The organism is Pseudoxanthomonas sp. CCNWLW251 (genome assembly GCF_037402255.1).
Classification (GTDB): domain Bacteria; phylum Pseudomonadota; class Gammaproteobacteria; order Xanthomonadales; family Xanthomonadaceae; genus Pseudoxanthomonas_A.
In genome coordinates this window covers 316400-336989 of sequence record NZ_JBBEGA010000003.1, presented here as the reverse complement: position 1 = coordinate 336989, position 20590 = coordinate 316400, and the positions used below count along the sequence as shown (strand labels likewise).

Sequence of the window (20590 nt, the reverse complement as noted above, 5' to 3'; positions counted from 1 at the left end):
GCATGGGTCTCTCCAGCACGCATCAGGGTCTTCTCCGGTGGAAGGAGGGCCCTGGTGCGCTGCTGTTCTCTGGCGTTCCTGCTGTTCGCGATGACCGTTGCCGGCTGCGCGGACACGCGGGACGAGCGCACGGTGGTGCGCTTCTGGGTGATGGGGTACGAGGGCGAGGTGGTGGCGAAGCTGCTGCCGGAGTTCGAACGCCAGCACCCCGATGTCCATGTCGACCTGCAGATCGTGCCCTGGCTGTCCGCTCATGAAAAGCTGCTGACGGCTTTCGCGGGCGAATCGCTGCCGGATGTCAGCCCGATCGGCAATACCTGGATACCCGAATTCGCCGCACTCGGTGCACTGGAGCCGCTGGACGACGAGATCGCCGCGACACCGGGTTTCGATCAGGGCGATTTCTTCCCCGGTGTCTGGGATACCGGCGTGATCGAAGGCCGCGCGTACGCAGTGCCGTGGTATGTGGAGACGCGCCTGCCGTTCTATCGGCGCGACATGCTGGCCAAGGCCGGGGTGGAGACCTTGCCAGCGAGCTGGGATGAGTGGCGCGTGGCGCTGCGGCAGGTGAAGCAGGTCGCAGGGCAGGGCAACTACTCGATCCTGCTGCCGCTCAACGAATTCGAGCCGCTGCTCAGCCTCGCCATCCAGCAGCCCGAACCGCTGCTGCGCGATGGCGGCCGTTACGGCAACTTCCGCAGCGAGGGCTTCCGCCAGGCGCTCGGTTTCTACAAAGAGATGTTCGAACAGGGATGGGCGCCGATCGTCACCAACAACCAGATCTCCAATGTCTGGGACGAGTTCGGCAAGGGGTTCTATTCGTTCTACATCTCGGGCCCCTGGAACATCGCCAAGTTCAAGGAGCGCCTGCCTGCCGCGCAGCAGGACGACTGGATGACGATGCCGCTGCCGGGTCCCGAAGGTCCCGGTGCCTCGCTGGCCAATGGCACCAGCTTCGTCGTGTTCAAGGATTCGCCGAACAAGGCGGCGGCGTGGAAGCTGATCGCATGGTTGTCGTCGCCGTCGGTGCAGGCGGAATTCCATGCGCTGACCGGAGATCTGCCGCCGCGTCGCTCGCCGTGGCAGACACCGGCGCTTGCGGGTGATCCGTATGCCCGTGCATTCCGCGAGCAGCTGGAACGTGCCGTCTCCACTCCCAAGGTGCCGGAGTGGGAGCGCATCGCCACCGAGATGCGGCTGGTCGGCGAGCAGGTGGCGAACGGCCGCATGACCGTGGACCAGGCGGCCGAGGAACTGGACCGCCGCGCCGACCGCATCCTCGAGAAGCGCCGCTGGATGCTGGATCAGGCCGCGAAGTCCGGAGCGGCGCCATGAGGTCGTCGCATTCGCTTGCGGGCTGGTTGTTCGCCGCTCCCGCCATCATCGTGATCGTGGTGTTCTTCGGTCTGCCGGTGCTGGCCGCGCTCGCGCTCAGCCTGACCGATTTCGACATCTATGCATTGGCCGATCTCGACAACCTGCGCTTCGTCGGCGTGGACAACTATGTCGGCCTGCTGCAGAACCCGCTGTTCTGGAAGTCGCTCGGCAATACGGTGTACTTCGTCGCCGCAGGCGTGCCGTTGTCGGTGGCGCTGTCGCTCGGTGCCGCGCTGCTGCTGCATTCGAAGCTTGGCCGCTTCAAGGGCTTCTTCCGTACCGCCTTCTTTGCGCCGGTGGTCACGACCGTGGTCGCCGTTGCGGTGATCTGGCGCTACCTGTTCCACACCCGATACGGGCTGGTGAACTGGGCCCTGTCCTGGGTGGGCATCGATCCGGTCGACTGGCTGGGCGATCCCGCCTGGGCCATGCCGACGATCATCCTGTTCGCGGTCTGGAAGAACTTCGGCTACAACATGATCATCTTCCTCGCCGGCCTGCAGAGCATCCCGGAAGACCTGTACGAAGCCGCACGCATCGACGGCGCTTCGCGCTGGGCGCAGTTCCGCCACATCACCCTGCCGCAGCTGGGCCCGGTGCTGCTGCTGGTCGGCATCCTGACCATGGCCGGCTACTTCCAGCTGTTCGCCGAACCCTACGTGATGACGCAGGGTGGCCCGCTGGAGAGCACCAAGAGCGTGCTGTACCTGATGTATGACGAAGGCTTCAAGTGGTGGAACCTGGGCAACGCGTCCGCCGTGGCATTCCTGCTGTTCGTGCTGATGACTGCGGTCACCAGCGGGCTGCTGTGGTTCGCACGCAGGCGGGGTGTCGAATGAACACGCGCGTTGACACCGTGGCCGTCAATGCGCTGCTGGTCGCGCTGGCCATCGTCAGCCTCGGCCCGCTGCTGTGGATGCTGTCGGTGTCGTTCATGCAGACCGGCGAAGCGGGGCATTTCCCGCCGCCGTTGCTGCCGGCGGCCCCCACGCTCGACAACTATCGCGAATTGTTCGTGCGCGCGGGCATGGGGCGTTACCTGGTCAACAGCTTCATCGTCTCCACCTGCGTGATGCTGCTGTCGCTGCTGTTCAACACCATGGCCGGCTACGCCTTCGCCAAGTTGCGCTTCAAGGGGCGCGACCGCACGTTCCGCGCGCTGCTCGCGGCGCTGGTCATCCCGGCGCAGGTGGCGATGATGCCGCTGTTCCTGCTGTTGAAGCAGATGGGGCTGGTGAACACCTATGCCGGCGCCATCGTGCCGGGCATGGCGGCGATCTTCGGCATTTTCCTGGTGCGGCAGTACGCGCGCTCAATCCCGGACGAACTGCTCGAGGCCGCACGCATCGATGGCGCCGGCGAGGCGCGCATCTTCTTCCAGATCGTGCTGCCGGGCCTCAAGCCGATCCTCGTGACGCTGGCCATCTTCAGTTTCCTGGGCGCCTGGAACGATTTCATGTGGCCGCTGATCGTGCTGAGCGATGACGCACTGCAGACCCTGCCGGTGGCACTGGCAGGACTTTCGCGCGAGCACGTGATGGATTACGAACTGATGATGGCGGGCTCGGTCGTCACCATCCTGCCCGTGCTGCTGCTGTTCCTCGCATTGCAGCGCTACTACATCCAGGGCTTGTTGCTGGGCAGCGTGAAAGGCTGAGCCTGTCGCCCTGCAGCCCCTTGTCGGAGACGAAAACATGGTGTCGACCCATTTCCGCGCTGCGGCCGGTTTCCTGCTGCTTCCCTTGGTCGCGTTCAGTGCCGCAGCCGCCGAACCGGTGCGCGTGCTGGACGGGTTCGACGACGTCGCGACCTGGCGGGTGGTCACATCGAACCAGGTGAGTGCCGCCGTTCGGCTCGTCGATGGCGTGGAAGGCAAGGCGCTATGCCTGGACTACGATTTCAATGGCGTGTCCGGGCATGCGGGCATCCAGCGCGACCTGCCGCTGGAATACCCGGCGAACTACCGGTTCGGCTTCCAGTTGCGCGGCGATTCCCCACGCAACGACCTGCAGTTCAAGGTCATCGACGCGAGTGGCGACAACGTCTGGTGGGTCAACCGGCCGAAGTACGACTACCCGACGACCTGGACACCGGTGCGCTACAAGCAGCGCCACATCGACAAGGCCTGGGGACCGGACCCCGACCGCGTGCTGCGTCGGAGCGCGAAGCTTGAGTTCACGGTCTACAACAATGCAGGCGGCAAGGGCGCGATCTGCTTCGACCAGCTGACATTCCAACCCTTGCCGGTGGATGACGGAGCCCCGCTGACAGGCAAGGCAAGCGCCACCGTGGCGTTTCCTGCAGGGACGCCGACGATGGCCGTGGACGGCAGGCGGGAGACGGCGTGGTCGGCCGATCTGCATGGCGACACGGATCCCCAGCTGACGCTGGACCTGGGCAAGGTACGCGAGTTCGGGGGCCTGGTACTGCGCTGGAAATCCGGGCAGCACGCATCGGACTATCTGGTGCAACTGTCCGACGATGGCATGCGCTGGCGTGACGTCCGCACGGTGGTGGGCGGCAATGGTGGCAACGACTATCTGGCGCTGCCGGAATCGGAGGCGCGCTATGTGCGCGTCAATATCGGCGATGGTCCCGGACGTTCGTTCTCGCTGGCCGAGCTGGAGGTGAAGTCGCTGGCGTTCGCCGCGCACCCCAACGACCTGATCAAGGCGATGGCGGCCGAATCGCCGAAGGGCTGGTTCCCGCGCGGTTTCAGCGGCGAGCAGCCGTACTGGACCATCGTGGGCCTGGATGGCGGGCGCGAGCAGGGATTGATCGGTGAGGACGGGGCGATCGAGATCGCGAAGGGCGGCATCAGCATCGAGCCGTTCGTGCAGGTCGATGGACGCTGGATCGGCTGGGCGGATGTGCAGGCGACCCAGTCGCTGCAGGATGGCTATCTGCCGATTCCGACCGTCGCCTGGAAGCATGCCGCCTTCGCGCTTTCCACCACGGCTTTTGCCGCAGGCAAACCCGGCGACTCGCGCGTCGTCGCCCGCCATCGCCTGACCAATACGGGTGTCGCCCCGCGCGACTACGTGCTGGCATTGGCCGTACAGCCCTGGCAGGTGAATCCCCCCAGCCAGTTCCTCAATACGACGGGCGGCTTCAGCCCCGTCAACGCGCTGGTGCTGCGTGACGGCGTGGCCACCGTCAACGGGCGCGACAGCGTGCGGTTCGCGCAGCCGGACGCGGTGCTGGCATCCCGGTTCGATGAAGGGCTGGTCCGCGAGCGGCTTGACGTCGTCGATGCCGGGGGCGAACAGGGCAGCGCGCACGTGATGGGCGATGCGACCGGCCTCGCGTCGGGCGCGATGCTGTACCGGTTCACCCTGGCGCCGGGCGAGAGCCGCGACATCGACTGGGTCGCACCGCTGGAAGGCGATCTGCCGACGCGTATCGATGCCACGCGCGACCGCGATGCGACGGCCGCCATGTGGCGCGGCAAGCTCGGTGAAATGAAGCTGCAGGTGCCTGCGGAAGGACAGCCCGTCGCTGACACCCTGCGCACCGCACTGGCCCACATGCTGATCTCGCGCATCGGGCCGCGCCTCCAGCCGGGCACACGCTCCTACTCGCGCAGCTGGATCCGCGACGGCGCGATGATCTCGGAAGGGCTGTTGCGCCTCGGTCGTCCGGAAGTGGTGAAGGAGTACGTCGAGTACTACGCGCCGTACCAGTTCGAGAACGGCAAGGTGCCGTGTTGCGTCGACGACCGGGGCAGCGACCCCGTGCCGGAGAACGACAGCCATGGCGAGCTGATCTTCAACATCGCCGAGTACTACCGCTATACCGGTGACAAGGCTTTTCTGAGGAAGATGTGGCCGCACGTGCAGGGCGCTTTCGCCTACATGGAGGAACTGCGCCTGAGCGAGCGCACCGAGGCCAACCGCGCGGTCAATGCGGCCTTCTACGGCATGATGCCTGCCTCGATCAGCCACGAAGGCTACTCGGCCAAGCCGATGCATTCGTACTGGGACAACTTCTGGGCATTGCGGGGTTACAAGGATGCCGTCGAGGTCGCCGACGCGCTGGGCGAAACCGCAGCGTCCAAGCGCATGGCGGCGTCGCGCGACCAGTTCCGCGATGACCTGTACGCGTCCCTGCGCGCGGCGACGCGCCTGCACGGCATCACGTACCTGCCGGGTGCGGCGGAAATCGGCGATTTCGACCCCACCTCGACCACCATCGCGCTGGCGCCGGGCGGGGAACAGGGCAAGCTGCCGGCCGACCTGCTGCACGGGACGTTCGAGCGCTACTGGACCGAGTTCGTGCAGCGCCGCGATGGCAAGCGCGAGTGGAAGGATTACACGCCCTACGAATGGCGCAACGTGGCGGCCTTCGTCAGACTGGGCTGGCGCGACCGTGCCTGGGACGTGCTGGACTACTTCTTCAAGGATCGCGCACCGCAATCCTGGAGCCAGTGGGCGGAAGTGGTGTCGCGCACACCGCGCAAACCGTTCTTCGTCGGTGACCTGCCGCATGCATGGGTGGCGTCGGATTTCGTGCGCTCGGCGCTGGACATGTTCGCCTACACGCGCGAACTGGATGACAGCATCGTGCTGGCGTCAGGCGTTCCCTCCCGTTGGCTGGATGGCGAGGGCATCGCCATCGACGGCCTGCGGACACCGAATGGCGTGCTGGGCTACTCGCTGCGTCGCGCTGGGAACGAGGTCGTGCTGGAAGCGAAGGCCGGGCTGAGATTGCCGGCGGGCGGACTGGTGCTGCCGTGGCCCTACGGAACGACGCCGGGCGAGACCCGCATCAACGGCAAGCCGGCGCAGTGGAAGGATAGTGAACTGCGCATCACCTCGCTGCCCGCCCGCGTGGTGGTGAAGATGCCCTGACCGGAGCAGCGCAGCTTGCTCCGCTGCTCTGCCGTGGAGCGGAGATCCGCACGGCGGCCTGCACGGGCCGGGCAAACTCCGGTGCTCTGCGCCGCATCGTGGGTCGGAGTACATTGCCCATGTGACGTATCGTCCCGTCGCCGCCATGCCCGCCGACACCACCCGCATCCCGCTCTGGCCGCTCCCGTTGCTGATCACGTTGCTGTTCGTGGTCGCCGCACACGCCGCTTACCTGTTGTCGATCCAGGGCGGCCATGTGCCTGCCTGCATGCCCTACACGGAAGGTTGCGTCTCGATCAGTCGTGCGGCTCGGCACGGACTGGGCAATCACCTGTTCCGCCTGATGGTGATCCCCTGCGCGGTGCTGCATGCGCTGGTGTGGTGGCTGTCGGTGTGCTGGTTGCACGGCGGGCGTGCGATGCTGCTGCTGGGTGTCCTGTCCGCGTTCGCACTGGCGGTCTACGCCACCTTCCTTGGCACCGAAGGCGAGACCTACCGTTTCCTGAGGCGCTACGGCGTGGTCGTCTACTTCGGATTCGGCTATCTGGCGCAGTTGGCGCTGATGCGGCGTGCCGTGCTCTCGCATGCACTGCCGGCAAGCACGATCGCAGGAATGTCGTGGATCGCGCTGGCGATGCTGTTGCTTGGCGTCGCGAATGTCGCCGCCGGTTTGCTCGTCGCCGATCCGGCAGTGAAGGACCGGTGGGAGAACGTCTTCGAGTGGTGGCTCGGACTGCTGATGGTCGGCTGGTACGCCGTGCTCGCCTGGGGATGGAGACGGCAGGGCGTGTCAGTGGACCTCAAGCCTCATGCTCCCATGTAGGAGCGACGTAAGTCGCGACCGCACGGCACAGCCACCTGTAGCACCTCGGCAAGCACGACACCTTCCTGGCCCTGGCGAGCGGGCTGCGTTCCGATATCAGGACGCCTTATTCTTACGGTCGCGACTTACGTCGCTCCTACACACGCCGGAGATGTCAGCCGCGCACGCGCTGCACGATGCCGGCGGCCTTGGCCGAACTCTCGGTGACCTTGTCCCACTCGCCGTTGTCCAGCCAGCCTTTCGGGACCATCCACGAGCCGCCGATGCAGACCACGTTGGGCTGCGACAGATAGTCGGCGGCGGTGTCTTCGGTGATGCCGCCGGTGGGACAGATCTTCAGTTCCGACATGGGGCCGGCGAGCCCTTTCAGCATCGCCAGACCGCCCACGGCGGTGGCGGGGAACAGCTTGCACACGCGGAAGCCGCGCGCCATCAGCGACAGCAGTTCGGTTGGCGTGGCGGCGCCGGGCACCACCGGGATGTCCGCGGCGGCCAGCGCTTCCGCCATGTGCGGCGGCGTGCCGGGCGTCACCAGGAAATCCGCGCCCGCCGCGATGGACTGCTCCATCTGTTCGACGGTCAGCACCGTGCCCGCGCCGATCACGATGTCCGGCAGCTCCTGCTTCAGCATCGCCAGCGCTTCCATCGCCACCGGCGTGCGCAGTGTCAGCTCGATCGCGGGCAGGCCGCCTTTCAGCAATGCTTCGGACACCTTGCGCGCTTCATCCAGCGTGTGGACGGTGACGACCGGCAGGATGCCGGCGGCGCGGAGGAGGGATTCGGCTTTCTGCTGGCGGGCTTCGATGGTCATTTATGTCGGCTTGTTGGATTGAGTCCCTCTCCCATCGGGAGAGGGGTTGGGGAGAGGGCGACGCAGGTCAGGGTAGTTCACCATCACCATGACACCCACCCTCATCCGCCCTTCGGGCACCTTCTCCCGAGGGGAGAAGGGGAAAGCTCATGCATCCTTGGCTTCATGCGGCGCTTCGGCGGCATGCGCGGCGTCGCCCAGTTCGTACTCGGCATCGTATTCCCAGGTGCCGTCGTGGTACGGCAGGCCGCAGGAAATCGACATCGCGCCGCGATCCGCAGGGGTGACCACGTCGCGACTGACCGCGAACAGGTTGCGGCCCATGTCCAGCGCGGCGGGCGAGGTGTTCGGCGCGATCTCGCGCGCCGCCCACTCCGCCGCATCGACCAGGGCTTCCAGCGTGCCGGCTTCCGCATCGAGACGCACGATGTCGCCTTCGCGCAGCTTGGCCAGCGGACCACCGCGGGCGGCTTCCGGGGTCAGGTGGATGGCGGCGGGAATCTTGCCCGAGGCGCCGGACAGGCGGCCGTCGGTCACCAGTGCCACGCGCCGGCCCTGGTTCTGCAGCAGGCCCAGCAGCGGTGCCAGCGAATGCAGTTCCGGCATGCCATTGGCGCGAGGGCCCTGGTAGCGGACCACGGCCACGAAGTCCTGCGGCAACACGCCGGCAGCGTGCAGCTTGTTCAATGCGCGCGGATCATCGACGACCACCGCAGGCGCTTCGATGTAGCGGTACTCCGCCTTCACCGCCGATGTCTTGATCAGCGAACGGCCCAGGTTGCCGCGCAGCAGGCGAAGCCCACCCTGCGGCTCGAACGCACGCGAGACGGGACGCGCGACCTCCTCGTCGGCACTCTCGGCTACGCCGGGTGCGTAGGCCAGCTTGCCGTCCTGCAGGCGCGGTTCATCGCAGAACGCGCGCAGCCCGCCCGGCACGATGGTGGTGATGTCGTGCATCAGGCCGGCATCCAGCAGTTCGCGGAACACGAACTGCGTGCCACCTGCTGCCGCGAAGCGGTTCACATCGGCTTCGCCATTGGGATAGACACGGGCCAGCAACGGTACGGTCTGCGCGATCAGGTCCATGTCGTCCCAGGTCAGCACGATCCCGGCCGAACGCGCCACCGCGATCCAGTGGATCGTGTGGTTGGTGGAGCCGCCGGTCGCCATCAAGGCCGCCATCGCGTTGACGATGGCGCGCTCGTCGATCAGGCGGCCGATCGGACGGTAGTCGTCGCCCAGCGCGGTGATGGCCAGCGCGCGTTCGGCGGCGGCGCGCGTCAGCACGTCGCGCAGGGGCTGGTCGGGATTGACGAACGAGGTGCCCGGCAACTGCAGACCCATCGCTTCCAGCAATACCTGGTTGGAGTTGGCGGTGCCGTAGAACGTGCAGGTGCCCGCGGCGTGATAGCTGGCGGCCTCGGCTTCCAGCAGTTCCTCGCGCGAGGCTTCGCCGGCGGCGTAGCGCTCGCGTACCGCCGCTTTTTCCTTGTTGGGGATGCCCGGCGACATCGGGCCAGCCGGCACGAACACCGCCGGCAGATGGCCGAACGCCAGTGCGCCCATCAGCAGGCCGGGCACGATCTTGTCGCACACGCCCAGGTAGAGCGCGGCGTCGAACATGTCGTGGCTGAGCGAAATCGCCGTGGCCTGCGCGATCACGTCGCGCGAGAACAGCGACAGTTCCATGCCGGGGCGACCCTGGGTCACGCCATCGCACATGGCGGGCACGCCGCCGGCGACCTGCGCGGTGGCACCGAGATCGCGCGCCACCTTGCGGATGATCTCCGGGTAATGCTCGAACGGCTGGTGCGCCGACAGCATGTCGTTGTAGGCGTTGATGATGCCGAGGTTCGGCGTCACGTCGGCGCGCAGCCGGCCCTTGTCGGTGGGCCCGCAGGCGGCAAAGGCATGCGCCAGGTTGCCGCAGCTCAGGCGCGAGCGTTGCGGCCCGTCGCGGTGCGCGGCATCGATGCCGTCGAGATAGGCACGGCGCAGGGGGGCGCTGCGCTGGCGGATGCGTTCGGTGACTTCCTGGATGCGGGGGTGCAGGCTCATGGGCGTAGGGCTAGGCTGCAGAGGGATGCATTCTGCATGGCGTGGCGAGATGAGGCCGTGAGGCGCAGCCTTCCGGCATCTCCAGCGCGTGGAGGGGAAGGGCGGGGAACGACGGCGACGGCATGATGCTTTCTACCGCCTTTGACGCAGGTGCGAAAGCGACCAAAGGCAGACCAGTCCCTGCATCGAAGCATTGCGCGTGTTGCATTGCAGCGCGCATCTGCGCAAAACCTCAGGTGCGCGCGGGTGTCTTGGGGCCGAACAGTTCGACCGCGTACGCCGCCGCACCCAGCAGGCCCGGACGCGGATGCACGTTCGCGAGCGTCGGCACGCGTCCCATCGCGGGCGAGAAGCGTCCCTTGTGCTCGAAGCGCTGGCGGAAGCCGGAATGCTGCAGCGACGCCAGGAGTTTCGGCACCAGTCCGCCGGTGAGGAACACGCCATCCCACGCGCCCGTGGTCAGCACGAGATCGCCGGCGATGGCGCCGAACACCGCACAGAACACATCCAGCGTACGCACGCAGCGCGGATCGCCTGCCGCGGCGCGCGCAGTGACATCCTTCGGTTCCAGCGGGCCGCCCGGATCCTCGCCCGCGATCTCGCTGAGCGCGCGATACAGGTTCACCAAGCCGGGGCCGCAGATCAGGCGCTCGTTCGATACCCGGCCGAACTGCGCGGACAGGATCTCCAGGATGCGGATTTCTTCCGGCGTGCCGGGCGGGAAGCTGACGTGCCCGCCTTCTGTTTCCAGCGGATACGCACGGCCGTCGCGGATCACCAGCGCCGCCACGCCCAGGCCCGTGCCGGGCCCGATGACGGCGTAGGTGCGCGGCACCGACAACGGCGCAGGCTGCCACTGCGCGGCGCCGATGGCGACCACGTCGCGTGGCGTCAGCAGTGACACCGCCATCGCCTGCGCGGCGAAGTCGTTGACCAGTTTCAGGCCCTGGAATCCCAGTGCCTGGCGCGTGCGGTTCACCGAGATCACCCACGGATGATTGGTGATGCGGGCTTCATCGCCATCGACGCGCCCGGCAACGGCGAAGACACCGTTCTGCGCCGTGGCGCCGGTTTCATCGAGGTAATGCTGCGCGGCCTCGGCGAGCGAGGGGAAGTCGGCGACCACGAACTCGCGCACGCTGTCGTCCAGCAGCGGAACGGCAGCGGCCGCATCGGCAAGCGCGAAGCGCGCATTGGTGCCGCCGATATCGGCGAGAAGGACGCGCTCGGCGTTGCTCATGCGGCAAACATCCTGTTCGATGCGGGGTGGCTTCCAAAACGGGTCCGCTGCATTCGCCTGGTCGATCCTGTGCTGCCGGAGAAGGGCCACATCGCGTGGGCGGCGCATGATAGCGCGCACCTGCACCGACGGGATGCCGGCATGCGCGTCCATGCGGCATCCGTATACGTATGCGCCATTCCGGAATAGGAGGACGTGCGGTCGGAGGCGCAGGGAGGCGTGACGGACATGGCGTGCGTGGGCAGTGCGACCCGCCCGCGCACACCAGCATGCAGGGGACGGCTTGCGTTGTGAAAACGGTTACATGGCAGAATAGCCGAACTTCCCCGCCTGCGGAAAGGGAAGCCGAACGCATCGCCCGCGAGGGCATGCCTGCCATCGGGAGGGCCCGGTTGCAGCGAATACAACCCATGGGCGTCGCCCGACCGGAGCAATGATGGCCAGTGTCCAACTCGACCGCGTGCGCAAGGTGTACGACAACGGCCAGGTGGCCGTGCACGGGGCCAGTTTCGAGATCGCCGATGGCGAGCTCATGGTGCTGGTCGGCCCGTCCGGCTGCGGCAAGTCCACGCTGCTGCGGATGATCGCCGGCCTGGAGGAGATCTCCGACGGCAACCTGCTGATCGGCGAACGGCGCGTCAACGACGTGGCGCCGAAAGACCGCGATATCGCGATGGTGTTCCAGAGCTACGCGCTGTACCCGCACATGACGGTGGCCGAGAACCTGGCCTTCGGCTTGAAGCTGCGCGGGGCGCCGCGTGCCGAGATCGACCGGCGCGTCAACGCCGCTGCCGAGACCCTGGGCATGACGCACATGCTGGGCAAGCTGCCGCGCGAAATGTCCGGCGGCCAGCGCCAGCGCGTGGCGCTCGGGCGTGCGCTGGTGCGCGAGCCTTCGGTGTTCCTGCTCGATGAGCCGCTGTCGAACCTGGACGCCAAGCTGCGCCACTCGGTGCGTACCGAGATCGGCCGCCTGCATCGCCAGCTGGGCGCGACCATGATCTACGTGACGCACGACCAGGTGGAGGCGATGACCCTGGGCCAGCGCATCGTGGTGCTCAAGGATGGCGAGATCCAGCAGATCGACACACCGATGGCCTTGTACGAACGGCCAGCCAATCTGTTCGTCGCCGGTTTCCTGGGCAGCCCGGCGATGAACGTGCTGCATGGCACGCTCGACCAGGCCGACGGCCTGCATCTGTCACTCGACGACGGGACACGGCTGCCGCTCGGCAACGCACCGGTCGCCGATGCATGGAAAGGACGCCGCGTGGCGATGGGCGTGCGGCCGGAACACCTGCAGCCGGCAAGCATCGGCAAACCGGCCATCGAGGCGCAGGTGGAATTGATCGAGCCGGTGGGCAACGAGGTTTTCGTCAACCTTGCGTACGCGGGCCAGGCGCTGGTCGCGCGCGTGCCGCCGCAGCGCCTGCCGGAACCGGGCCAGGCGTTGCGCGTGACCGTCGAAGGGGCTGCGCTGCATTTCTTCGACCCCGACAGCGGGCTGCGCCTGTAAACACTGCGCCCGGGGGCGCTCATGCAAAGATGCTTTGAGAAAGGGAGGCCGCAGCCTCCCTTTTTCTGCATGCGGCTGGAAGCGCGGACTCAGCCGCGGCTGACCGTGCGGACCGCCTCCGCCACGTAGCCGAGGTTCTGCTGGTTCAGCGCGGCCACGCAGATGCGGCCGGTGCCCACGGCATAGATGCCGAACTCGTCGCGCAACCGGTCCACCTGCGCCTTGCTCAGGCCCGAGTACGAGAACATGCCGGCCTGCTGCTGGATGAAGGCGAACTCGGGCGCGCCGAGGGCGGCCAGCTTGTCCACCAGTCCGGCGCGCAGGGCATGGATGCGCTCGCGCATGCCGCCCAGCTCGCTTTCCCAGACCGCACGCAGTTCGCTGCTCGCCAGCACGCCGGCCACCAGCGCGGCACCGTGCGTGGATGGACTGGAGTAGATCGTGCGGATGATGCGCTTGACCTGCGACTGCACCGCCTTGGTGGCGTTGGCGTCCGGCCCGACCACCGACAGCGCGCCGACGCGCTCGCCGTACAGTGAGAACGACTTGGAGTACGAATTGGCGACGATGAAGCTGTCGATGCCGGCCTCGGCGACGATGCGTACCGCGGCGCCATCTTCAATGATGCCCTTGTCGAAGCCCTGGTAGGCCATGTCGATGAAGGGGAACAGGCCACGATCCTTCATCAATGCAGCGACCTGCTTCCACTGCTCGACCGTCAGATCGGCGCCGGTGGGGTTGTGGCAGCAGGCGTGCAGCAGGACGACGGTGCCCGGCTTCAGCTGGCCCAGGTCGGCCAGCAGGCCGGTGAAGTCCAGGCCGTGCGTGGCGGCATCGAAGTAGGTGTAGTCGACGATGTCGAAGCCCGCCGCGCCGAACACCGCGCGGTGGTTTTCCCAGCTCGGGTTGCTGATCGCGATGGTGGCGTGCGGCAGCAGCTTCTTCAGCAGGTCCGCGCCCACGCGCAACGCGCCGCTGCCGCCGACGGTCTGGGTGGTGGCGACGCGGCCGGCGGCTACCAGAGCCGAATCCTTGCCGAACACCAGCTCGCGGGTGGCCGCGTCATAGGCGGCCAGGCCGTCGATCGGCAGATAACCGCGCGGTTTGGCGGCGTCGGCCAGCGCCTGTTCCACCTGGCGGACGCAGTCGAGCAGGGGGATGCGGCCCTGTTCGTCGTAATAGATGCCGACGCCCAGGTTGACCTTCTGGGTGCGGGGATCGGCGTTGTAAGCCTCGGTCAGCCCCAGGATGGGGTCGCCGGGCACCAGTTCGACGGATGCAAAAAGAGACACGGAGTGGGGACCGTTGATGAGTGAGGGAGGAGGGGTGAAGCGGCCTGCGATGCTAACAGGCGCCGGCCTCTCCGTACGCCCGCAGTGGCCGGGAGTACGGCGCCGGAAGGCCCGGGCATCCCATGGCAGGGGCGGCTATACTCATTCGTTGGCACGCCTTCGGGCGGGTCGGATTGTCATACGAATCAACAGGTTGGCAGTCCTAGCTGATCCCACTTCACACTTGCGGCAGCGCGCCGGCCCGGTCCGGTCGCGGTGCCCGGAAGACACCGCCGCATGCGCCTTTCCACCATCAAGCTGTCCGGTTTCAAGTCCTTCGTCGACCCCACGGTGCTGCACCTGCCGACCAACATGACCGGCGTGGTCGGTCCGAACGGCTGCGGCAAGTCGAACATCATCGATGCGGTGCGCTGGGTCATGGGCGAGAGTTCGGCCAGCCGCCTGCGCGGCGATTCGCTGACCGACGTGATCTTCTCCGGCTCGGCGGCGCGCAAGCCCGTCTCGCAGGCCTCGGTCGAACTGATCTTCGACAACAGCGACCACACCATCAGCGGCGAGTTCGCCGCCTTCAACGAAATCTCGGTCCGGCGCCTGGTCAGCCGCGACGGCCAGAGCAACTACTACCTCAACGGCACCAAGTGCCGCCGTCGCGACATCACCGACCTGTTCCTCGGCACCGGCCTGGGCCCGCGCAGCTACTCGATCATCGAGCAGGGCATGATCAGCCAGATCATCGAGGCGCGGCCGGAAGACCTGCGCGTGTACCTGGAAGAGGCGGCCGGCATCTCCAAGTACAAGGAGCGCCGCAAGGAAACCGAGACCCGCATCCGCCATACCCGCGAGAACCTCGACCGACTCAACGACCTGCGCGAGGAAATCGGCAAGCAGCTCGAGCACCTCAAGCGCCAGGCCAAGCAGGCCGAGCAGTACAAGGCGCTGCAGGAAGAGCGCCGGGTGAAGGACGCCGAGTGGAAGGCGCTGGAGTACCGCGGCCTGGACGGCAAGCTGCAGGGCTTGCGCGAGGCGCTGTCGCAGGAAGAAACCAGGCTGCAGCAGCTGATCGCCGAACAGCGCGAAGCCGAGCGCCTGCTCGAGACCGACCGCGTGCGCCGCGAGGAAGCCGCCGATGCCCTCAACAAGGCGCAGGGCGAGGTCTACCAGGTCGGCAGCACGCTGGCCCGCATCGAACAGCAGATCCAGCACCAGCGCGAGCTCGGCGACCGCCTGAAGAAGGCCCGCGACGAAGCCCACAACGCGCTGCAGGAACTCGGCCAGCACATCAGCGGCGACGAGACCCGCCTGAACGTGCTGCGCGAGTCGGTCGCCGATGCCGAACCGCAACTGGAGCAGTTGCGCGAGGAGGATGTGTTCCGCCAGGACGCGCTGCGCGAAGCCGAGACACGGTTGTCCGACTGGCAGCAGCGCTGGGAAACCCACAGCCGCGAATCGGCGGAAGCCTCGCGTGCCGGCGATGTCGAGCGCACGCGCGTGGACTACCTCGACCGCCAGTCGCTGGAAGCCGAACGCCGTCGCGAGGCGTTGGCCAACGAACGCCTAGGGCTGGATCTGGACGCACTCGCGTCCGCCTTCGAACAACTGCAGCTGCAGCACGACACCCAGAAGGAATCGCTGGACACGCTGGCCGAGCAGGTCGAGGCGCGCAAGCAGGGCGCCGCCGACATGCAGGAACAGCAGCGTGGCACCCAGACCGAACTGTCCGACGTGCGCAAGCGCACGCAGGAAGCGCGTGGCCGCCTGTCCTCACTGGAAACCCTGCAGCACGCCGCGCTGGGCCAGGAACAGGGTGCCGCGATGAGCTGGTTGAAGGCGCGCGGTCTGGACAGCGCTTCGCGCGTCGGCGAGAAGCTGACCGTCGAGCCGGGCTGGGAGAACGCCGTCGAAGGCGCGCTCGGCCAGCTGATCGAAGGCGTGCTGGTCGATGCGCCCGAAGCCCTGGTCGATGCGCTCGGCGAACTGGGCGACGGCCGCATCGCCCTGGTGTCGGACGACCGCAGCGATGTCGCGTTCGCACCGACCTCGCTGGCCGCCAAGGTGCAGGGCCCGGCGGCGATCCGTCGCCTGCTGGCCCGTCTGCACGTGGCCGAGGACCTGGGCGAAGCCCGCCGCCTGCAATCGCAGCTGGGCGAGGGCGATTCCGTCATCACCCGCAATGGCGAACGCCTCGGCGCAGGCTGGGTGCGCGTGCTGCGCTCCGGCGCGGCCAAGCAGGGCGCGTTGCTGCGCGAGCGCGAGATCCAGTCGCTGCGCGGCGAGATCGAAACCCTGCAGGCGCGCGAAGCCGAACTCGAAGAGCGCCTGGCCCACCTGCGCGACCAGCTGCTCGCCGCCGAGCAGCAGCGCGAGGATGCGCAGCGCACGCTCTACATGGCGCATCGCGGTGTCTCCGAACTGGCCGGCCAGCTGCAGAGCCAGCAGGGCAAGGTGGAGGCCACCCGCACCCGCCTGGAACGCATCGACGGCGAGATCGCGCAACTGGTCGAAACGCTGGATGCCAGCCGCGAACAGGCGCGCGAAGCCCGTTCCAAGCTCGAGGATGCGGTTACCCGCATGGGCGACCTGGAGTCCGCACGGCAGGCCCTGGAAGGCGAACGCCGCCAGCTGGTCGAGGCCCGCGACCAGGCCCGCGAAGCGGCCCGCAGTTCGCGCGACACCGTGCACGCGCTGGCACTGACCCTGGAATCGCAGCGCGCCCAGATCGTGTCGCTCAGCCAGGCGCTGGACCGCATGGGTGGGCAGCGCGGGCAGCTCGATTCGCGACTGGAGGAGCTCACCCTGCAGTTGAACGAAGGCGATTCGCCGGTCCAGGAGCTGGAAACCCAGCGCCAGGTCGCGCTGGAACACCGCGTCACCGCCGACCGCCAACTGGCGGAAGCGCGTTCGCTGCTGGAAGGCATCGACAACGAGCTGCGCCAGTACGAGCAGACGCGCCAGCAGCGCGACGAACAGGCACTGGCCCAGCGCGAGCGCATCTCGCAGCGCAAGCTCGACCAGCAGGCACTCGCACTGAAGGCCGAGCAGCTGTCCGAGGCCGTGGTCGCGGGTGGTTTCGTGCTGGACGACGTCATCAACACGCTGCCCGAGGTCGCCGACCTGCGCGAGTGGGAGCAGACCGTCACCCAGATCGACGGTCGCATGCGCCGGCTGGAGCCGGTCAACCTTGCCGCCATCCACGAGTACGGCGAAGCCAGCCAGCGTTCGGAGTATCTGGATGCGCAGAACGTCGACCTGACCACCGCGCTGGAAACGCTGGAAGAAGCCATCCGCAAGATCGATCGCGAGACCCGTGGCCGCTTCAAGGACACCTTCGACCGCGTCAATGCCGGCGTGCAGCAGCTGTACCCGCGCCTGTTCGGCGGCGGCCACGCCTATCTGGAACTCACCGGCGAAGACCTGCTCGATACCGGCGTGGCCATCATGGCGCGTCCACCCGGCAAGCGCGTGTCCAACATCTCGCTGCTGTCCGGCGGCGAGAAGGCGATGACCGCGGTGGCGCTGGTGTTCGCCATCTTCCAGCTCAATCCCGCGCCGTTCTGCCTGCTGGACGAAGTCGATGCGCCGCTCGACGAGGCCAACGTGGGCCGCTTCACCAACATGGTGAAGGAGATGAGCGAGAAGGTGCAGTTCCTGTTCGTGTCGCACAACAAGGCCACGATGGAAGCCGCACACCAGCTCAGTGGCGTTACCATGCGGGAACCCGGTGTCAGCCGGCTGGTGTCGGTGGACCTCGAAGAGGCCGCCCGCCTGGCCGGCGCCGCCTGACCCTGATCGATCCCACCCTGCCGGAGAAACCCCTGTGTCCGACATGGCCATGCTTCGTATCGGAATCGTTGTTGCCGGCGTCCTGCTGGTGGCGGCGATCTTCCTGTTCGGTCGTCCCAAGAAACCCAGCCAGGGTCGCCGGCTGGAACCCGCCGAGCGCGACACCGCGCGCGTCGAGCCCAGTATTGCCGGCGACGACACCAGCGAGCAGGTGCAGGACTACAGCGACGATCGCGTCAGCCAGCCCGAGTTGGGCCTGCCCGGCGGTACCCCGGTGGCGGGCGTCGAAAGCGACCTGGGCAAGCGGCCCAGCCAGGATTTCGACAAGATCGTCTCGTTGTATGTCGCGGCGAAGGCCGGCCACGTGCTGCGCGGCGAGGACATCGTGGTCGCGGCCGAGAAGACCGGCCTGACCTTCGGCCACATGAACGTGTTCCACCGTCTCGTGGAAGGGCACCCCGAGCGCGGCCCGGTCTTCAGCATGGCCAACATCATGCAGCCGGGCAGTTTCGACATGGCCAACATCCGCACGCTGGAAACCCCGGCCATCGCGTTCTTCCTGACCCTGCCGGCACCGATGACCGCACTGGAAGCGTGGGAGAAGCTGCTGCCCAATGTGGAACGCATGGCCGAACTGCTCGGCGGCGTGGTCCTCGACGACAGCCGCAACACCCTCGGCCGCCAGCGCATCCAGCACATCCGCGAGGAACTGCGCGCGTATGACCGCCAGCATGAAGCGCCGCCGCTGACGAAGGCGCCGCGGTGGTAGTTTTTGAACTAAGTTAAGCAACAAGGACGCTCGATGGCGCACGGAAAGTCGATAAGAATCTATCTTCCCGAATCGAGTGTCACCGGCATTCGTTATGCCGAAATAGTGAATCGCACCGGTCAAGCGATAGCCTGTCCTAGGACGAGAGTTGGTGGGCTTGATGACTGGCCGGAAACCCGGAAGCCTGGCGTCTACTTTCTGTTTGAAGCGCGTCTAGGTGACGCTAAACCTGCTGTCTATATAGGGGAATCGGAGAACGTTTCCGATCGGGTGCTTACCCATGACAGGAATAAAGACTTCTGGAGCGAAGTCGTCATCTTTACAAGCAAGGACGAAAACCTTACCAAGTCGCACGTTAAGTACTTGGAGTCCAACCTCGAGCGATTGGCGCGCTTTGCTGATCGTTACGAGCTCGAGAATGGCAATACGCCGACTCAATCCAGCTTGCCGCGTTCTGAGCGTGATGCAATGGACGAGATGACCGACGACATCCGTTTGGTTCTCGGTACACTGGGTTATCCAGTCCTTGAGCCGTTGGTGCAACGATCTGGCGCGGTTCGAGATGGCGGAGCAAGCGCGGATACTGGACTAAGTCGAAACTCGTCCATCGTCGACTTGGTGTTCAAGGTTCATAGCCTCGTGGCGTATGGTGTTCCGACCGATGAAGGCTTCGTCCTGAAAAAAGGCTCGATGGTTGCCAAAGTCGACAGTGATAGCGCTGCTCGAAAGATTGTGAAGCTGAAAGAGCAATTGGTTAATGATCAGCGGCTGGTCGATAAGGGTGATCACTACATGCTTACTGAAGACCTCCTCATGAGCTCTCCGAGCTATGCCGCAGTGCTTGTTGCAGGAACAGCCAGGAGCGGTCCGCAAAGCTGGTTTGACGCGGCGGGGAAGTCGCTTAAGGCGATTGAAGACGAGGCGGCGGGCCGTGCTTGCTCGGTGAGCTGAGCGCATAGGCTGGGGTGAGCGAAGCGGCCCCAACCCACGGTGTCCATGCCGGCGCCAACGCCGTTGAGGGGAGTCCATGCCGCATCGCATTTTCTCCACTTCCTTCGCCAGTGTGTATCCGCTCAACGTGCAGAAGGCCGAGCGCAAGGGGCGCACGCAGCACGTAGGATGGGTTGAGCGAAGCGATACCCATCGCTTGCCGCTGAAAGATCGTGATGGGTATCGCCTCCGGCTCAACCCATCCTACGATTGCTTCAGATGACGTTGTCCCGGTCTACTGGAGTGCTCACGATGTTCGCTCACCGCATTTCACCACCTCCTTCGCCAGCGCTTACCCGCTGTACGTGCAGAAAGCCGAGCGCAAAGGACGGACGCAGGCGGAAGTCGACGAGATCATCCGCTGGCTGACCGGCTACGACGCGGCCGGGCTGCAGCGGCAGATCCGCGACAAGGTCGATTTCGACACGTTCTTCGCTCAGGCGCCGGCGCTCCATCCCAACGCCTCGTTGATCACCGGTGTGGTCTGCAGCGTGCGCGTGGAAGACGTCGAAGACCCGCTGATGCAGAAGATCCGCTACCTCGACAAGCTGGTCGACGAACTGGCGAAAGGGAAAGCCATGGAGAAGATCCTGCGGTGAGCGGATCCGGAGTCCATGCGTAGGCTTCGCGCGCGCCGGACACGGCGATGATCCGGGGGGCAGGCCATGATCCTTGCCTTACCATCTCCTCCCATGGACAGAGACCTCCACACGCCCGCTGCCGCAGGCATCATCCGCCGAGGTGACATTTTCTGGGTGGCGGCCGACGAATCCCGTGGCTCGGTCCCCGGCGTGCCGCATCCGCATGTCGTCGTGCAGGACGACGTGTTCAACCAATCCCGGATCGGCACGGTCGTGGTCTGCGCGCTCAGCTCCAACCTCAATCGCATTTCGGAACCCGGCGTGGTGCTGCTGGATGCCGGCGAAGGCGGGCTCGCCAAGCAGAGCGTGGTGATCGCGTCGCAGATATCCTCCCTCTACAGGCACCGCCTGCAGGACCACATCGGCCGGCTGAGCGACGCGCGTGTCGACCAGGTAATCGCCGCGCTCCGGTTCCTGCAGGCGTCCTATCACCGCTGACCACC

The 20590-nt window shown here is 66.4% G+C and carries 15 protein-coding genes; 11 read left to right on the top strand and 4 right to left on the bottom strand.

Going from position 1 to position 20590, the window contains the following annotated elements; translation table 11 throughout:
- Positions 1-54 precede the first annotated feature (54 nt).
- The 5 genes from WBN46_RS14580 to WBN46_RS14560 all read left to right on the top strand — a co-directional run bounded on the left by WBN46_RS14580 (position 55) and on the right by WBN46_RS14560 (position 7050).
- Positions 55-1335 carry a sugar ABC transporter substrate-binding protein gene (locus WBN46_RS14580; protein WP_337732175.1) on the top strand — a complete coding sequence of 427 codons (1281 nt, stop codon included), beginning with the start codon at positions 55-57 and terminating at the stop codon, positions 1333-1335.
- Positions 1332-2216, top strand: a complete 885-nt coding sequence (locus WBN46_RS14575; RefSeq protein ID WP_337732174.1) for a sugar ABC transporter permease — start codon at positions 1332-1334, stop codon at positions 2214-2216. Before WBN46_RS14580 ends, WBN46_RS14575 begins: the two co-directional genes overlap by 4 nt.
- Positions 2213-3034 (top strand): carbohydrate ABC transporter permease, encoded by an 822-nt coding sequence (locus tag WBN46_RS14570; protein WP_337732173.1) that lies wholly within the window; start codon positions 2213-2215, stop codon positions 3032-3034. Before WBN46_RS14575 ends, WBN46_RS14570 begins: the two co-directional genes overlap by 4 nt.
- Before the next feature lie 37 nt (positions 3035-3071).
- Positions 3072-6227 carry a discoidin domain-containing protein gene (locus tag WBN46_RS14565; RefSeq protein ID WP_337732172.1) on the top strand — a complete coding sequence of 1052 codons (3156 nt, stop codon included), beginning with the start codon at positions 3072-3074 and terminating at the stop codon, positions 6225-6227.
- Positions 6228-6348: 121 nt separating this feature from the next.
- Positions 6349-7050: a hypothetical protein gene (locus WBN46_RS14560; protein WP_337732171.1), complete on the top strand. Its 702-nt coding sequence runs from the start codon at positions 6349-6351 to the stop codon at positions 7048-7050.
- 154 nt (positions 7051-7204) lie between these two features.
- Here WBN46_RS14560 and WBN46_RS14555 read toward each other — a convergent pair whose 3' ends face one another.
- The 3 genes from WBN46_RS14555 to glk form a co-directional block, all read right to left on the bottom strand.
- Positions 7205-7861, bottom strand: coding sequence for a bifunctional 4-hydroxy-2-oxoglutarate aldolase/2-dehydro-3-deoxy-phosphogluconate aldolase (locus WBN46_RS14555; RefSeq protein WP_337732170.1), 657 nt, complete (start codon positions 7859-7861; stop codon positions 7205-7207).
- Positions 7862-8008: 147 nt separating this feature from the next.
- Entirely contained in the window at positions 8009-9919 is a 1911-nt protein-coding gene (edd, locus tag WBN46_RS14550; RefSeq protein ID WP_337732169.1) for a phosphogluconate dehydratase, read from the bottom strand.
- A gap of 232 nt (positions 9920-10151) precedes the next feature.
- Positions 10152-11159 (bottom strand): glucokinase, encoded by a 1008-nt coding sequence (gene glk, locus WBN46_RS14545; RefSeq protein ID WP_192202731.1) that lies wholly within the window; start codon positions 11157-11159, stop codon positions 10152-10154.
- Between the two features lie 436 nt (positions 11160-11595).
- On the opposite strand from glk, the gene ugpC reads away from it, so the two are divergent.
- Positions 11596-12675 carry a sn-glycerol-3-phosphate ABC transporter ATP-binding protein UgpC gene (ugpC, locus tag WBN46_RS14540; protein ID WP_337732168.1) on the top strand — a complete coding sequence of 360 codons (1080 nt, stop codon included), beginning with the start codon at positions 11596-11598 and terminating at the stop codon, positions 12673-12675.
- Positions 12676-12764: 89 nt separating this feature from the next.
- On the opposite strand, the gene WBN46_RS14535 is transcribed toward ugpC, so the two are convergent.
- The gene (locus tag WBN46_RS14535) at positions 12765-13967 is read right to left on the bottom strand and encodes an amino acid aminotransferase (RefSeq protein WP_337732167.1); all 1203 of its coding nucleotides are present in this window, start codon (positions 13965-13967) and stop codon (positions 12765-12767) included.
- A gap of 276 nt (positions 13968-14243) precedes the next feature.
- Here WBN46_RS14535 and smc point away from each other — a divergent pair, with 276 nt between their 5' ends.
- The 5 genes from smc (at position 14244) to WBN46_RS14510 (ending at position 20585) form a co-directional block, all read left to right on the top strand.
- The gene (smc, locus tag WBN46_RS14530) at positions 14244-17747 is read left to right on the top strand and encodes a chromosome segregation protein SMC (protein WP_337732166.1); all 3504 of its coding nucleotides are present in this window, start codon (positions 14244-14246) and stop codon (positions 17745-17747) included.
- 34 nt (positions 17748-17781) lie between these two features.
- Positions 17782-18516, top strand: a complete 735-nt coding sequence (zipA, locus tag WBN46_RS14525) for a cell division protein ZipA (protein ID WP_337732165.1) — start codon at positions 17782-17784, stop codon at positions 18514-18516.
- Positions 18517-18549: 33 nt separating this feature from the next.
- Complete coding sequence (locus WBN46_RS14520) at positions 18550-19467, top strand: GIY-YIG nuclease family protein (protein WP_337732164.1); 918 nt, start codon at positions 18550-18552, stop codon at positions 19465-19467.
- 215 nt (positions 19468-19682) lie between these two features.
- The gene (locus tag WBN46_RS14515; protein ID WP_337732163.1) at positions 19683-20105 is read left to right on the top strand and encodes a DUF2200 domain-containing protein; all 423 of its coding nucleotides are present in this window, start codon (positions 19683-19685) and stop codon (positions 20103-20105) included.
- Between the two features lie 93 nt (positions 20106-20198).
- Positions 20199-20585, top strand: coding sequence for a type II toxin-antitoxin system PemK/MazF family toxin (locus WBN46_RS14510; RefSeq protein WP_337732162.1), 387 nt, complete (start codon positions 20199-20201; stop codon positions 20583-20585).
- Positions 20586-20590: the final 5 nt, after the last annotated feature.